The organism is Lentisalinibacter orientalis, assembly GCF_040706535.1.
GTDB lineage: Bacteria > Pseudomonadota > Gammaproteobacteria > Steroidobacterales > Woeseiaceae > Lentisalinibacter > Lentisalinibacter orientalis.
Genome location: NZ_JAPDRJ010000001.1, coordinates 1,107,856 through 1,123,138, shown reverse-complemented (window position 1 = coordinate 1,123,138; position 15,283 = coordinate 1,107,856). Strand labels below are relative to the sequence as shown.

Here is a 15,283-nt window from a genome sequence, read left to right as displayed (position 1 = left end):
GTCATGCGAAACCAGCGGCGCGAATTCCTAGAGACAATCATCCGCGAGAATACCAGTCCGGTAGCTCTATCATCGACCGCTCCCTTGGCACATCCTCTGACCTCTTTTCCGGCATGTCTCTCGCCGAACCTTCCTTAGCCTCTGTGGGTTCTTTGTTCACATCGATATTGCCTTCGCTATCCGACTTCGATGCCTGCTCCTTCGACTTGAGCTTCGGCGGCGGCGCAACCCACGCACGCAAATGCTCACCGACATCTTTATAGAACGCAGGAACTTCATTCGCAGCTGACTCCACGAACGTCTTAACCCCGCCAAATTTTCCAGCCAAGTCAATCACACGTATGACCTCGAAGGACTGCGGCAGGTCTTTGGTGTTTTCGTGAATCAGGCAGTTCACGTCTTCTCTGGCCTGAGCGAGGCTAGCAGTAGTATCTGGAGTTCGCCGCGGCCAGATCGCACGGATCAAGAGATCATCACGCTCCAAACCCTTGAGTTGGCGAAGTAACCAGTTAATTGTCGCCGACGCTCGTTTCTTATCTCCCGGAGCTTCCAGTTTCATACCGAGATTCAACGTCCGTCGCCTAAGATCGGCCGCCACAAGCATAGGGCTAGCTGCATTCGGAATCGATAGTTCAGAAATAAGGGTCGCACTCTTGAGAACCCGGTCTTTATCATCGGCCACTCTCTCCGACGACTCCTTGATGTACTTCCGCGCAAGCTTCACTTGTACTGGTTCACTCACGCTAGCAGTCAGCTCAAGCGCCAAAAATCGAACCAGTTGGTGCCAGCTCAGAACTACTTCAGAAAGCATTGGGTCGGTCTTCTTGAGTGCAGCACCTTGCTTCACCGCACTACAAAGTGTCGTCCAGTCTTTCGGCATGCGACTAAACGTCGACACGCCCGAACTCGGATGCTTCAAGAATCTTATTAGCTCTTTTAGTAGAAAAGCCTGCTCAGGATCTTCGATTGAGTGGGAGTCAATCTGAAGCGTCGCCGAATACATTATCGACAGCCACGAAAAGTGGAAGAAGCCCACCTTTTTCGTCTTGGCTTTCGAAACCCGAATTGGATGGTGCGTGGGGACGGTCGAGTATTGGTTCGAGATCGTCAGTACTGCATCGATACCGAGCAACTTAGCGAGCTGCAAATATTCTTCGCACTGATCCTGCTTTAGCTCGGAGGTGCCAGTCTTCGATTCTATGAACGCCGTCCAGCGTTTCTTCCCCGTCGTAATGACTATCAAACCGTCCGGCCTTATCTTCCTCTTTTCCCCTGGTATTTCTAGCGCAACCTCGGTGTAGCATTCTATTTGTGAGCGCTTGCCGACTTTGATTCCCGCTCCAGACAGCATGGCTCTGGCAAAATCGGGAACGACTCGGAATGTCGCCAACAGTATCGCAGTGGCCTTTTCCTCTTTCTTCGAATCCGGCACAGTCGGGTGCAGTCTTGCAGCTTCACCCGATTTCATTTTTTCGAAAATTGAGTCAACCACGGATGTCCTCCCTTACTTAGTCGCCCGCTTCCCGTTCACAACGAGGAAAATACTCGATTGGCTCTGCCATTTCTGTCCCTGCGCTGCATTAGCGCCATCGGCCCGCTAGGCGACTCGCTCTTGACGATGACGCTCGAACATCTCTTCCAATTTCACGGTGAAAGGTGAGTCTTTGGAACTCGTGATCAGCAGATTCTGGGTCGCCCGCGTCATAGCGACGTACAGTAACTTCGCGTCATCCTCGACTCTTGCATCCTCGAGGCCGAGCGAGCCAATGCCGCATGCTGCAACCGTAGGAAATTCAAGACCTTTACTGCTGTGCATCGTAAGAAGCTTCACGGCGTTCTCGGAAGCTTTGAACTGATGTTTACTGGTCCGATCCCTTAACCAGTTAAAAGGGACCTTGGCTTCTTTCAGTGCGTTTGCTACTGCTTGCCCCATCCAGTTGTGGCAATAAAGTACGCACATATCCGACCAAGCCATATCTCGCCGCTCGTGCAGCTTTCTGAATACTCCCACGATGTACTCTGCTTCCTGCCCGAAAGACTCGAAGCGCTTGACCGCCGGCGGAGAGCCATTTCGCCCTGCTGTATCTGGTTCCACGATTGGAACCTTGTCATCACTACTGTCCGTAGGCTTCACATAGTCATCGACGAAGTCGTAAGCGAATTTCAGAATCTCTGCCGTGTTGCGATAGTTGAGCTTCAGAACGGTTGTGCGTCCCTGGGCCTCGATGCCTACCTCTTTGAGAGAAAATCCAAGCCCAGAGGATCGCTTATAAATTGACTGCGCGGAGTCGTACAGCAGGAGTAGTGAATTCGAGTCTGGGTCGACCATGTCGACAACCAAACGGAGCCACTCCTTCTTGAAGTCATGTCCCTCGTCGATAAGGATGGCGCCGTATTGCCCTCTGGGAATATGTCCTTCGGCAATTTTCTTGATAACGAGGTCCACCGCCGCGTCGAAATTTCCATTGGTCACCGACGGCGGCGAGAAGTTGTAGCTCCTCAGAATCGTATTGCACCAGGCATGGAAGCTGTAGACGTTTACCTTGTCGCTGACACCATGCTCCTCGATGAGCGCCCGCAGCCGCGCTGCGAGCGTGACGTTGTAGCAGAGAACAAGAATCGGACGGTGCATAAGCTTCGCAAGGTGCAGGCACCGGTAACCGAGGATCATTGTCTTTCCGGACCCGGCGACGCCGTGGATTACACGATGGCCCGCGCCCAGACCGCGCGCAAGCTTCTCTTGCTCGAGATCCATAACCTTGACGATATCCGGGACCTCGAAGGCCTCGCCCTCCCTTTCCGAACCGAAATCAAGTTGCGGCTCGGGCTGCATTCGAATCTCCGGGAAAAGGTGCCAGCGAATACGGTCAATCTGCGGCTGTGTGAGTAGCCGATTGAAGCAGTACTCAGACATGTCCCAGAGACGCTTCTGGAACTCCTCAACGTCGGTTGACTCAAGCATCTCATCCTTACAGATCGCCTGAGCCTCGGGAATCACATTGCCCAAGCCGGCCCGTTCAAACTGATGCCGAGTGATGTTCGCGAAAACGACACCATAGCCATACGGCATGATGAGTTTTCCTTTGTACTTGCCTCTCGTCGCGATAAGCTGGGGATCCCGTTCCAGCTGCTCTTTCAACCTGTACGCACAAATGCGTGCCTGCTGTAGCGGGTTGGCTACCGTCTTCAGGCCCGTATTGAGCAATAGCTCGAAGGAGTCCGGATTTGCTCGGCGGATGGTCTCCAGGCGCCAGTCTTTCACTTCCAGCAGTAGAAGACCGCGCAGCGCATGCAGGATCACGAAATCGGTGTATCGCGGGCGATGCCCGACACCGGTCTCATACCAGCACAGATAGTCATCCTCGAGATGACTAGCGAGTCTGCGGGCAAACCGTTTCTCCCCCGATTGCATGCGGGGCAGGCAGCTGTTCAGCGGTGGGATCAGTTCTGCCATACTGAGAGACTTACGTTGCGTGCCAGCTCCCCGGAGAGGATAGCAGTTGCCGGTGAGATGATCTTGATCCAGTCGGCAGTTTCTACGTTTCGAGACAATCGCAGCACGACCGCCTCCAAGTCCCTGCCTCCTACGTCACCCTAGCCTAGCAGGCCAAATCGATCTTTCAGCCCTGCGGGCACTGCTTCAGGAAGCTGCCAACGTACGGTTATTGGCTGATCCCCATCCCAGTCCACAAAGGCTACCTCACCACAATAGACGAAAGGAGCCGCCGTCCCCTTTGGTGTCTTACGCTTATCCCGGACGAATAGATGGACGTCTATTCCTCTATCACCGTGTTCTGCAATCCGCTTGCCTGTCGGCGAACTTCGCTTTGTCCGATTCTGGCTAACCCATTGAAATAGGCTTGGAGATAGGAACTTATCTTCGTATTGATGTTCGGAGGCTAGCCCGCCTTTATCGAGTGACACCAACAGAAAGATGTCATTGCCATCCGAGATGAATCCCTGATTCCATTTTGACGGTGAGAATTCCTTTCCCCAGAGCGGCGGAATCTCTTCTCTCATGTAGTGGCCCCAGAGTTCTGCTGCCCCACCAGCTGCAACGCCTATCGGCCGCAGGTGGTAGATGTCGTTCTCAAGTACGAACTTCGCAGAATCCGCCTTTCCAGGTGTACCGGCGTCATCGCCAAACATCGAACGGAGTACCCAAGGCAAGCCATTCTCCGTCTCACCCTCCCTAACAACTACATTGACCGCTACTTTCTGGAAATTGGCTTGGTGCGGTTCTCCGTTGACGATAATCGGGACCCATCCGGTGGGGATACCCGGGTTTCTGTCGCGCTTCGGTAGGAAAAGTATCGGCTTGCCTCCCGAGTGACTCACCCGGCACACGATAGATGGCGACAAACCGGACTCTCCCTGCGATCGATCCAAGTATTGCGCCAAGCGCCAATCACATATCTCTCGCGTAAGGTGTCGTATCGCTGATTGAAGCGACTCGGGAGCAGCAAAACTCCGGAATTCCTCGTCCTCGTAGCTAAAGTAAGACTTTCCCGCGGTGCCCTGCCCCTCAGACCATGCTTTCATTGGGTTCTTTTCCAACAATACACGCATCTCGTGAACGTCCCCTAGAGCGGCACCAAATTCTTCCTTGAGGGTCCGAATCCGCCTGGCAATCTGCTGAACCTCTACGACAAGATGTTCGATGGGAATAGATCCGGGAAACTTCTCGGCGGCAATCATTGCTAACAGTAGAACCATCTTGAAGCTTTTAGTCATTGGGGTGGTTTCAAGGGCCTCAAAGAATGCCTGGAACCTCTCGAAGGCCTCTGCCTCGTCCTGGCCTAGATCCCCCTCCGCCTTCACAAATCCGAACCACGATCCAAAACCTGTTCTAACTGTCTTGGGGTCGTACCCCTCATGATGGGCTTCAGTCGCCGTGGGCCGCTCACCCTGAAGCTCACGAAAACTCCGATACCATGCAGCCGTTTGATTGGTGATGCCCGATGGTTTTGCCAACTTCTCAAGAATATCCAGGGCTTCGAGTTCGTATTCGATCGCACAGCCTTCCGGCAACTCCAGTTCCCCTGCCTTCAATTTCATCAATGCCCGCTGGATTCCCCCGATACTCGAATCAGCGCCCGGTAGCAACAATGCTGGCACCTGCAGGAACGAACGGTGGTTGCCGATGTAGTCGATGACATTTAGCTGCTGCTTACCCTCGGACATGCGGAGCCCTCGGCCGAACTGCTGCAGCCAGATGATCTTTGACTCCGTGGGTCGCAGCATCATTACCGTATCGACGGAAGGGACATCCACGCCCTCGTTGAACATGTCGACTGCAAAAACGACCCTCAAACGGCCATCCTGCAGGGCTTTTAGGGACTGAGTACGCGGATCAGAGGACGGACCGGAGTGCACCGCCGCAACAGCTACTCCACGCTCCTCAAAGAACGCTTTCATAAAGTCCGCATGCTTTCTTGATACGCAAAAGGCCAAGGTTCGTGACTGAGCGCACTTTTTCCATTGCTCGAAAGCGTTCCGGGCACGCTTCTCTGTTGCGACAGCATGTTCAAGTAGCTCCGGATCGAATCGTCCGCTTCGCCAAGGAATGTTTGAAAAGTCGATCTCGTCTGGGACGCCGTAATAGTGGAACGGTGATAGCAACTTCCTGCCTATCCCGTCAGACAAATCGCACCGGAAGACCAAATTCTCCCCGCAGAGGGCGAGGAGATCGCCGCCATCCGTGCGTTCCGGAGTGGCCGTTAGCCCGAGAAGAAATCTGGGCTCGAAGTAGTCGATGAGCCTCCGATATGTGCTGGCGGCCGCATGGTGAAACTCGTCTATGACGACATAGTCGAAATGACTAGGACCAAACCGCCGAAGGTGATTGACTTTGGAGAGCGTTTGAATAGATGCGAACAGAACATCCGCATCGCGCTCACGCTCCTGGCCCATATAGAGGCCCAATTTCGCATTGGGCCGAATGCGACGAAACGTGTTCAGCGCTTGCCTTAGAATCTCTTCACGATGAGCGACAAACAATACGCGATCGTATTCTTCGCTATCGAATGCTGCGAGCCAGGTTTTTCCCAGCCCTGTCGCCATCACGACAAGGCCCGCCTCGTTTCCTTCTTCCCGTGTCTCTTGGAGCGCATCGAGTGCTTCTGCTTGAATGCCGTGGGGAGTTGGGACTTCCGGCGGTGATTCGTCATCAGGATGCACGCCCGTAACCGCGGGCAATTTTTGCACCTTACGTCGCGCTTCGTAGCTTTCGATCCATCGTACCGTCAGCCACTCGCTATTCGGATGCTGAAACAGACGCTCGAACTCTTGCGTGACGCTCCGGATAAACGTGCCGCGTGATTGGCCAACTAGGCGCTGGTTCCACTCGATACCGCCCAACAGCGCATGCCGAGTTAGGTTCGAACTCCCAATGTAAGCAGTGACGCCCTGATAATCCCTACCGATCAAGTAGGCCTTCGGATGAAAGCCTAGCTCCGCATTGGTACGAAAAATCTTGGCGCGTACTTGGGCCGGATACTGCTCCAGCCAATCAATAACCCGCAGGAGTGCGTTCGGCTCGGTGACGTCAAGGTAATCGCCGGTTAGAAGTCGAATGGCGCCCCTCCGATCGAGGAGATCTAGGAGATGCGGCTCGAGCTGCGTCAGACCGGATTCCGTAATGAAAGCCACCGCCAAATCGATGCGCGACGCGTCCGCTAGATCGTGGGCAAGCGCATCAAGTAGCGGCCTCTCGTTTGACCCGTATACCCGCTCCCCAACGCTGTGATAGCGGGAGTCTCTATCGGAGTCCTCGACACCTTCGGGCACAGCGAGGTAATTCGCCTTTGAGGGGATTACGTAACGCACGCCACCGCGTGGATCAGGAACGTCCCCCATATATCTGGGAATCACGTGGACGTGTAGATGAGGAACCGTCTGCCCACCTGCCTCGCTCACATTCACACCAATGTTGAATCCGGAGGGCGAATGTTTCGCAACAATCGAGCGACGCGCCGCATCTATGCCATCTAGGAGAGCAATCTGTTCGGCCCTAGTGGCTTCAAACCAATTGGCCACATGCCGCCTGGGCACAACTAGCGCGTGGCCATCGGATACCGGGAATCCGTCCCAAAGGCACAAGAAATCTGCCGCCTCATGAAAGACCCTGCTTGGCTCTGGATTGCAGAATGGACAGGTCATCAGTGCCCTTGCTTCAGTACATCACTATGTCGGCCTAGCCCTGTCGGTTCGGGTCTCGCGCCTAACTAACTGGAATAAGAGTCCTTAGGCTCGGCTGCCTGGGCTAGATCGTGCTCGCCAATAGTAGCCAACCCGGCTCCGAGGCCGTTATTGGAGAAATATTCGTTTGTTTCCGGATCAGTGCAGTAGACGAAACACCCCTTCTGCCCACGCGTCATGAGCGTCCGGTACGTATTCTTGATGATCCGATCGGCGAGGGCTCTAGCCTTAGACGGATCCTCCTTGAGCATCTTTTTGTACCCGTGGACTGACCGATCCTGAGAGGATCGCTTGGATGCATCCGTCACGACCTTCCCATCCCGGACTACCAAGTCCGGGCCTATGATGACTCCCACATAATCCAGTTCCAGACCCTGGCAAGTATGGATACAACCGACCTGCTCGACCGAACCCGGGGTAACGATCCATAGCGGCCCATCCGTGTCGAGGTTCCACTGCATGGCGAAATCATATTCAGGAATTGCCACATCCCTGATCGCCGGGTCCTTCTTTCCCTTCCAGTTCCAGCAGTAACCAGCGACAAGCCGTGCCTTCCCGGCGGCTTTGTCCTTCTCGACAATCAGGTTGTAGAGATCGACCGGGCTTTCCAGGACACGAAAATCGTAGTCGATACCTTCGAGAGTCTGGTTCGCCGTCTCGCGAATCTGCAGAGCATTATCGACCCAGGCCAGATACCCTTCTGATCCATTGCAGCGGAACTGGGATTGCAGTTCCATCTGTTGGACATCGGCTCCAAGCTCCTTGCCCCACGCAGCAATCACTTCCTTTTCGCCGATGTCCTTCAGCGTTACCCGCTGATCCTCATCGATGAAGAAGATGCTGAAGCGCGCGGCCTGAATGATCTCCTTGATCTGGTTCTCACCCTGGTTCTGGTAGAGACCCGACTTTTCATTGAGCCGGTGCGCCTCGTCGACGATCAGAGCATCCATGGTGTCCGGGTCCGCGTCGGTATAGCTGCCGGAACCTTTGAACAGATTCGTCAGATGAGACTTCTTGAAGCTTCCGGTCAGTTTGCTGAAATAGACGTTTCTCGGTGCGGCGTTCCGAGTGACATAGTGGGCAAGCCGCCCACGGCTCGTCAGCTCGACGAGCAGGTTGATCGCAACGACCGATTTGCCCGTCCCTGGACCACCCTCGACGATGAGGACCTGCTTCCGCTGCTTTTGCGCCGCATCCGCTAGTGCCAATGCCTGCTCATAGACCAGCTTCTGATCGTCAATCATCTCGAAGGCCTTGTTCCCCTTCAGAAGATCGACGAGATGGTCAGCGAGATTCTTGGAAGGCCGGAGTCGGCCGTGCTCGATCCGGTAGAGGATTCTGGAGTTGTCGCCGTATCTGACGTATTTCTCGATGAAGGCTCGGAGCTTCTCGGTATCCGACTTCAGAAAAGAGGGCGCCCTCTCCGTATGCTGTTGATAAAAGGCAGAGTTTATCGCCGCACCGTCTTCACAGTTGTGCAGGTAGGCACACGGCCTTATGGCGATAACGTCAGACTGGACGGTCTCGTTGAAATCCTGAATAAGACTCGCGTACGTCCATGCCTGATACGACGGATGCAGCACTTCTCGCTCGGCACCGCCGACATACGTCCGCACTACGGCATCCTTGGGAGTTTCGTGCACCGTCTCCCACTGTTTCAGCTCGACGATGATGGCCGTATCCCGCTGATCCCCGTCGCGGCCAGTGAGGATGAAATCGACCCGCTTGGACGTAAGCGGGATGCGGTACTCTATGGCAACATGAGCATCCTTCGGCGTCGACCCTGACACCAGGACGTTATTCATGTACTGCATCGAGTTCCGCCATGAACGGATCTCGTTCTTGCTGGTTCGGTGACCGAGACGATCGACGAACGCCCTCTGGATCTTCTGTTCGATCCGATTGGCGAACACGTCGTCGGTGAACTCCCCCGCAGTTCCCGAGTAGACAATCATCCTTTCTCGTCGTGCTCGTACTTTGTGTACTTGTCCGCGCTGCCCCTGACCTTGTCGGCCGGGTACTTCTTTTCGTTGATCTCGAGTTTTCTATCTACCGCGGTTGGGATGTCAATATCAAGCTTATCGGCTAATCGGATTAGGTAGATCAGGATGTCCGCTATTTCCTCACTGACGGCCTCAAGCTCGCCCTGGGCTAGAGAAAATGATTGCTCCTCGGACATCCACTGAAAGCACTCAAGAAGCTCAGAAGCCTCCACCGCGAGCGCCATAGAAATATTCTTCGGAGAATGGAACTGGTCCCAGTCTCGTCGATGTGCGAAGTCGACGAGCCGATGCTGGAGACTCTTAAGATCTAGCTGATTCGACACCCCACGAGCATAATCAAAAGCTCATAGCAACAGAAGTCCTCGCTCAACTATCGATCCGGAAAGCACCCGCGGCTGTTGGTCAACGACCTCGCGGTTCACTTCCCGTGCTCAATGCGCTCAAGGACGACGGATGACAGTCGGTGGACTTTTCTCGCGTTGGAACCCTATCGGCGGATCAATCGGCTCTACTCAAGAGAATATGCACTTCCAGCTGGCTGCATCTCGGATCGCACGACGGTGGGGAGCCTCTGGACTTGCACTAAGAACGCGGAAGTTGAAAGGCTAGGCTGTAGTCTGCTGTCCTTCTTGGGTGAAGTGGCATAGCCACCGGTCGCCTATCACGGCGCCCCCTCGCACATTCAGGCGGGAAACAGCGCCGATTGTGGATGGAGCGCGTGTGGCCAAGCTACGCTCACGACCAGGAAATTTGATAACGTCAAGAAACTGCTGCATCTGCTCGGATCAAGCTCGATATGACAACCCACACCCAGCCGCCCCCCACTAAAGTCGCCGACGCCTCGCACCCTTTATACGAAGCAATCAAGAACCGGGAGATAGCAATTCTTTGCGGGAGAAATAACTCAGGCAAGTCTTTCCTGTTGAGACAAATGACGAGCGAGATAGGCGAAACCGCATCCTACCTCGGCCCCGCTCGATACCAAAATTTCTCGTTGCTGAGTCCCCATTCGCCGCAAACTAATCGAAAACGCAAGAAGTATGAAGAATTCCTGAATTACTACAGAAAGGATCGCGCTGAGAACCGGGATAACTCCCCGCTCAACCTCCAAACGGCGATCGCTGAGCTAACCGATGATCAGCGGTCCACGCTCTTTACGTTAGTAAACGCGCTATTGGGTTCAGAGGTATCGATCGAAAAGACAATACCTGAGAATGAGATGTCGCAGCGGTTTATTCAGGTAGATGAGTACAACCTGTCATATACCAGCTCTGGGTATCGCCTAGTCACGACATTGCTAACGTGCCTCTTGGATAGCGATTTCGAACACTTTCTGATCGACGAGCCGGAGTTAGGAATATCGCCCGAAGTGCAAGGAGTGGTCGCGGATTTTCTCTTTAATCCATCCAACCGTGAGAAGTATTTTCCCCACATTAGATCCATTACATTAGCCACACACTCTCCAATCTTTCTTGATCGCACCTCATTTCCAAACAACTTCTATGTTGAAAGGTGCAACACGGAAATTCAGATACGCCAAGTAGAGTCCGTACAAGCGCTAAATTCGCTTCAATTCTTTCTGCTTGGGAACAGATTCGAAACGCTTTTTTTGCCGGCAGTCATTGTATTGGTCGAAGGCGACTGTGACTCGCACTTCTTAAGAAAAGCGATAAAACTGAGATTTCCGGAAAGCCTAATATCGATCATTCAGTGTAACGGGGATGGGCAGGTAAAGCAGAAACTGCATATTGCTAGAGAAATGCTTGCGGATCTGAGGAAGAGTCCATACCACGACCGACTATTCGTTGTCTTGGATGAGAAGCATGGTGCGTCGATTCCCAATGAAGTTGAATCGATGGGAGTACCAAGGGAGAACATAATAATCTGGGACCAAAATGGCATTGAGCACTACTACCCAGCAAGCTTACTGCGAGCAATATTCGGCGGTAGCAATGCAATCGAAATTGAAGGCGATGTCGTTTCAGCGAATGGAATTAGCTATCGGAAGGCAGAACTCTGCAAGATTGTTGTTGAAGATATGAGACCAGAAACGGAGCTACCTACTGAAATCGAAGAAAAGTTGCTTGAGCGTCTTGAGCGACTGTTGCGCTAACGCGCGCATCCAGATTGCTGAGGTGACGCGCGCGAGCAAAGGAGGAAGACTGATGCCGATCGATGACTATGAAGACCCAAAGCAGGCGGTCGATGGGATTGCCAACAACATCTTTCATTTGTGTGCAAACGTTGAATCACGCACCCAGAAAGGAGAGGAGTTGCCGTTGGAAGAGGTGCAGGCCATTGTAGAACGGCTTAAAGACTATGCAGCCGATTTGCAAGTGGCTGCTGCAAGAATCTAGGCATTCCGCGCATTGTCTAAGAGTCACCTGGTGCGACTGGCAGCAGGCCAGTGGTTTTTGGCCGATCGGAGTGCGATCAGAGTTAAGGGAAATCAATAACCCTCTCCCCCAACAACCTCCCAAACGTCACCGCCGGCGTCACCAGCATCCCGTTCGTATAAGCATTCCCCGACGTAGCCCCGGCCCCGATCACCTCCCCCACGGCATAGAGATTCGCCACGGCCTCTCCTGACCGCTTCACCACCCTCAGATCCGCATCCACCGCCAGCCCCGCGAAGGAGACCACCGTCCATCCCTGCAGCCGCGCCGCGTAGAACGGCGGCTGCGCAATCGGTAGCGGCCGGTGCTCGCGGCCTAGCGGGTCGGGCTTGCCCGCCGCCAGCGCGCGGTTGTAGTTGTCCACGGTCTCGGTCAGCGCCCCCGGCGAGAGGCCGGTGGCTGCGGCGAGTTCGCCCACGGTCTCGCCGCGGAAGATCATCGGATGGTCGCTCACCGCCTGGCGCATGCGCTCCCGGGTCCAGTCGTCGAAGAGCGGCGGTGCCTGGTCGAGTATCTCGTCGTCGAACACGGCCCAGTGGGTCTCGCCGGGCTGGCGCCCCACCGCCACCTCGATGTGGTGAATGCTCGGGTGGTCCTCGCGCACGAAGCGCCGGCCGTCCGCGTTCACCACCACTTCCCAGGGCGGGCGCACGGGCGGGTTCAGGACGGCGTAGGCCGAGAGCGGCGCCGGGAAATCCGTGCTGGCGAGGACGCCGCCGGCGAGCGGCAGGTAGTGCTCGCCGCCGCGCACGTAGCCGCCGGCGGACTCGCCCAGCGTAATGCCGATACCCTGGGCGTTGTGATGGGCGACGCGGCAGCTGAGCAGTACGCCGTGCAGGGCCTCGAACATCTCCGGGTTGCCGGCGCAGCCGCCGGTGGCCAGCACGACGTTGCGGGCGCGGATGGGTCGGGGTTCGCCTTCCAGCGGGCGGGCGATGACGCCGGTGACCGCGCCGTCCGCATCCAGCATCAGCTCCTCGACGCTGGTGTTCATGAGCGTGGTCAGGCGTCCGCTGCGGATGCGCTCCTCGATGAGCGGCAGCATGGTCTCGTAGATGGACCAGCCGCCCTTCGGGCCCCACTGGTAGCGGGGCGTGCGGAAGTGTTCGTGGCCGGAGCCGGTGACCGGGTGCTCCGGCAGCACCTCGTAGCCGTGCCGGGCGAGCCAGTTGAGCGCCTCGCCCGCGTGCTCGACGAAGCGGCGCGTGAGCGCAGGGTCAGAGGTGCCGTGGTTGATGCGCATGATGTCGTCGTAGTGCGCATCCGGCGAATCCTCGATGCCCTTCGCTTCCTGCCAGACGGTGTTCGCGGCGGCCACCTGGCCGGTGGAGCGGTCGAGCGTGCCGCCGAGGATGCCCGCCTTCTCGATGACCAGCACCCGCATGCGTTTGGAGGCGAAGTACGCCGTGGGCATGCCGGCGGTGCCGCCGCCGACGACGATGAGATCCCAGACCTCGTCGGCCGCGGCGCGGAGGGGGTATGGGAGGAGGGTCAGGCCCAGGGCGGCTGAGGTTGAGGTGAGGAGGGTGCGGCGGGTGATGGGGGTGGGCATGGGCAGGGTTCGTGTGGCGAGGCTCGGGGTAGGTTAGCAGAGGCGGCAGACACAGGTCTCAGGGCCTCTGGGCTTAGAGTTTCTGCAGCAAAAGGCCGGTTTTGGTCTGTAGACAGGTGTTGGCGCCTGCCTTAAGCTGAATCAGCAGTGGAAGCACCCGACCCTTTGGGCGGTCATCGTGCACGCAAGCGCCGATTGATCTACAAGCGGGAGACAGGTGAAGTATCAGTATCGCTTTTCCTGGGATCCGGCAAAGGCGGCCACGAACCGGAAGAAGCACGGTGTGAGCTTCGAGCAGGCTGCAACGATTTTCCGCGATCCGTTGGCGATCTCGGACTACGATTCGGAGCATAGCGGGCACGACGACGAACGCTGGATCACTTTGGGGCAGTCGGAGAACGGGTCCCTTCTCGTTGTGGTACACACTTTCGAGGAGACAGAGAACGACACCGCCGACATTCGATTGATCTCGGTGCGCGTGGCGACCAGGAACGAACGGCGGCAGTACGAAAGCAGGTGACGGCAATGCGAAAAGAGTACGACTTTTCTAAAGGCGAGCGCGGCAAGTTCTTCCGGCAGGACGCCGAGCTGCAGTTGCCAGTGTATCTGGAGGAGGACGTGCTCGAGTATCTGCAGGATCGTGCGCGGGAGAAAGGCGTGGAACTGAACGAATTGGTTAACGCACTGCTCAAGCAGGATATCGCTCTCATCGAATCCGCCAAGTGAGGTCCGGCGGATACGGCCGTTGAGTGCTGCGTGAGCAGGTCTGTGCCAAGCGTCAAAGAAGCCGCGCGAGCCGTCATCGACAATCTGCCGGATGACGCCACGTGGGAGGACCTGATGTACCGGCTCTGTGTCAGGCAGAAGATCGAGGCCGGGCTGAAGACGGCTGATGAGGGACAGACGACGCCTCATGAGGAGATCAGGAGCCGCCTGATCGGGGATGAGTCTTACGACACCCGGTGAGAATCGAGTGAACGGCGCCTGCGGAGGCCGATCTGCGCGCGCTCTTCGATTACATTGCCCGCGACTCTGGCGCTTACGCTGAGCGCTTCATCGATCGAATCCTGGAATCAGTCGGCAAGCTAGCCGACCACCTGCAGATGGGACGGAGCGTCCCCGAAACAGATTCCCGGGATATCCGAGGACTCGTTTTCCGAAAGAGCTACCGCATCATCTTTGCGGTGAGAGGCGACCGCATCCTGGTCCCAGCTATCGTGCATGCGAGCCGGGATATGGAGGAAACGCTGACGAGGCCGTGAGATGTGGTCTAGACGTAGCCGTCTTGGATCCTTTGCTCTGCTATTGCAGCCTTACGGCAATGCCGTATAATTCTCGCCCATACGCAGGCATGTGCGGACAAGTTTTCGAGAGGAGATCGGGGATGCCGAAGAAACGTGACCTTGGCGCGGAGATTCTCGAGGGCTTGAGAGAGCTGAAGGCCGGCAAGTCTGGGCGCGTCATCAATATCCCGCCGGTCGCAGAGATTCGCGAGAAGACCGGCCTGTCGCAGTCTCGCTTCGCTACCCTGCTGGGTGTGTCCGTGAGGACGCTGCAGGATTGGGAACAGGGACGGAGGGCTCCGTCCGGGGCGGCGCGTACGCTGCTGCTGATCGCGTACCGGAATCCGCAGGCGTTGCTGGATGTGGCGTAGTTCTCGCCTGCGAAACTCCAGCCCTACCGCTGGAGGGTAAGACTTACGCGGCTACCTCGACATAGTCGACGCGGCTGGACGCCGGAGGGATCGGGAGATTATCTGCCCGCAGGCCTTCCAGGTGAAACTCGATGGCTTCGCGGATCTGCGACTCGGTTTCCTCCACCGTCGCGCCCGTGGCGACGCAGCCTGGCAGATCAGGCACGTAGGCGGAGAAGTTGTTCTCGGCCGCTTCAATCACTATCGCGTATCGCATTGCCAGATCACTCCTTCAGGCCTGCCTGCTTCAGAATACTGTTGAGGGTGCCCGGTGCCAAGTCGTCCGAGGGTTTGCCTGGAACCGTTACGCGGCCTGGCCGCGTCGGATGCTTGAGCTGACGGTGACTACCGCGGCGCGAGACTTCGACCCAGCTCTCGGCTCGTAATATTGTCAATACTTCTCGCACCTTCATGTTCAGAGGGTGACCGATCGTCTGTT

The 15,283-nt window shown here is 56.2% G+C and carries 14 protein-coding genes and 2 pseudogenes; 7 read left to right on the top strand and 9 right to left on the bottom strand.

Features of this window, described 5'->3' with window-relative positions; translation table 11 throughout:
• Window positions 1-37: 37 nt before the first annotated feature.
• The 6 genes and pseudogenes from ACJMK0_RS04990 to ACJMK0_RS04965 all read right to left on the bottom strand — a co-directional run bounded on the left by ACJMK0_RS04990 (window position 38) and on the right by ACJMK0_RS04965 (window position 9,427).
• Window positions 38-1,492, bottom strand: a complete 1,455-nt coding sequence (locus ACJMK0_RS04990) for a hypothetical protein (RefSeq protein ID WP_405236091.1) — start codon at window positions 1,490-1,492, stop codon at window positions 38-40.
• A 105-nt stretch (window positions 1,493-1,597) separates the two neighbouring features.
• Window positions 1,598-3,454, bottom strand: coding sequence for a DEAD/DEAH box helicase (locus tag ACJMK0_RS04985; RefSeq protein ID WP_405236089.1), 1,857 nt, complete (start codon window positions 3,452-3,454; stop codon window positions 1,598-1,600).
• Between the two features lie 140 nt (window positions 3,455-3,594).
• Window positions 3,595-6,651, bottom strand: a complete 3,057-nt coding sequence (locus ACJMK0_RS04980; RefSeq protein ID WP_405237892.1) for a DUF3427 domain-containing protein — start codon at window positions 6,649-6,651, stop codon at window positions 3,595-3,597.
• A 219-nt stretch (window positions 6,652-6,870) separates the two neighbouring features.
• Window positions 6,871-7,161 (bottom strand): annotated as a pseudogene (locus ACJMK0_RS04975) (HIT family protein); the annotation flags it as partial.
• Between the two features lie 65 nt (window positions 7,162-7,226).
• A complete protein-coding gene (locus ACJMK0_RS04970; RefSeq protein ID WP_405236087.1) occupies window positions 7,227-9,155 on the bottom strand; it encodes a DNA/RNA helicase domain-containing protein in 1,929 nt (642 codons plus the stop codon).
• Entirely contained in the window at window positions 9,152-9,427 is a 276-nt protein-coding gene (locus ACJMK0_RS04965; protein WP_405236085.1) for a nucleotide pyrophosphohydrolase, read from the bottom strand. Before ACJMK0_RS04965 ends, ACJMK0_RS04970 begins: the two co-directional genes overlap by 4 nt.
• Window positions 9,428-9,999: 572 nt before the next feature.
• Here ACJMK0_RS04965 and ACJMK0_RS04960 point away from each other — a divergent pair.
• Window positions 10,000-11,316 (top strand): ATP-dependent nuclease, encoded by a 1,317-nt coding sequence (locus ACJMK0_RS04960; RefSeq protein ID WP_405236083.1) that lies wholly within the window; start codon window positions 10,000-10,002, stop codon window positions 11,314-11,316.
• Between the two features lie 52 nt (window positions 11,317-11,368).
• Entirely contained in the window at window positions 11,369-11,560 is a 192-nt protein-coding gene (locus tag ACJMK0_RS04955; RefSeq protein ID WP_405236081.1) for a hypothetical protein, read from the top strand.
• An 82-nt stretch (window positions 11,561-11,642) separates the two neighbouring features.
• On the opposite strand, the gene ACJMK0_RS04950 is transcribed toward ACJMK0_RS04955, so the two are convergent.
• The gene (locus ACJMK0_RS04950) at window positions 11,643-13,151 is read right to left on the bottom strand and encodes an FAD-dependent oxidoreductase (protein WP_405236079.1); all 1,509 of its coding nucleotides are present in this window, start codon (window positions 13,149-13,151) and stop codon (window positions 11,643-11,645) included.
• A gap of 217 nt (window positions 13,152-13,368) precedes the next feature.
• Between ACJMK0_RS04950 and ACJMK0_RS04945 the strand changes: the two genes are divergently transcribed.
• The 5 genes and pseudogenes from ACJMK0_RS04945 to ACJMK0_RS04925 all read left to right on the top strand — a co-directional run bounded on the left by ACJMK0_RS04945 (window position 13,369) and on the right by ACJMK0_RS04925 (window position 14,805).
• On the top strand, window positions 13,369-13,671 hold the full coding sequence (locus tag ACJMK0_RS04945) for a BrnT family toxin (protein WP_405236077.1): 303 nt from the start codon (window positions 13,369-13,371) through the stop codon (window positions 13,669-13,671).
• Window positions 13,672-13,676: 5 nt separating this feature from the next.
• The gene (locus tag ACJMK0_RS04940; protein WP_405236075.1) at window positions 13,677-13,877 is read left to right on the top strand and encodes a hypothetical protein; all 201 of its coding nucleotides are present in this window, start codon (window positions 13,677-13,679) and stop codon (window positions 13,875-13,877) included.
• Between the two features lie 42 nt (window positions 13,878-13,919).
• Window positions 13,920-14,117 carry a hypothetical protein gene (locus ACJMK0_RS04935; RefSeq protein ID WP_405236073.1) on the top strand — a complete coding sequence of 66 codons (198 nt, stop codon included), beginning with the start codon at window positions 13,920-13,922 and terminating at the stop codon, window positions 14,115-14,117.
• A 23-nt stretch (window positions 14,118-14,140) separates the two neighbouring features.
• Window positions 14,141-14,413 (top strand): annotated as a pseudogene (locus ACJMK0_RS04930) (type II toxin-antitoxin system RelE/ParE family toxin); the annotation flags it as partial.
• A 122-nt stretch (window positions 14,414-14,535) separates the two neighbouring features.
• A complete protein-coding gene (locus tag ACJMK0_RS04925) occupies window positions 14,536-14,805 on the top strand; it encodes a helix-turn-helix domain-containing protein (RefSeq protein ID WP_405236071.1) in 270 nt (89 codons plus the stop codon).
• 43 nt (window positions 14,806-14,848) lie between these two features.
• Here the strand turns inward: ACJMK0_RS04925 and ACJMK0_RS04920 are convergent, their stop codons facing one another.
• Together ACJMK0_RS04920 and ACJMK0_RS04915 are read right to left on the bottom strand one after the other, a co-directional pair.
• A complete protein-coding gene (locus tag ACJMK0_RS04920; RefSeq protein ID WP_405236069.1) occupies window positions 14,849-15,061 on the bottom strand; it encodes a type II toxin-antitoxin system HicB family antitoxin in 213 nt (70 codons plus the stop codon).
• A gap of 7 nt (window positions 15,062-15,068) precedes the next feature.
• Window positions 15,069-15,257: a type II toxin-antitoxin system HicA family toxin gene (locus tag ACJMK0_RS04915; RefSeq protein WP_405236067.1), complete on the bottom strand. Its 189-nt coding sequence runs from the start codon at window positions 15,255-15,257 to the stop codon at window positions 15,069-15,071.
• Window positions 15,258-15,283 lie beyond the last annotated feature (26 nt).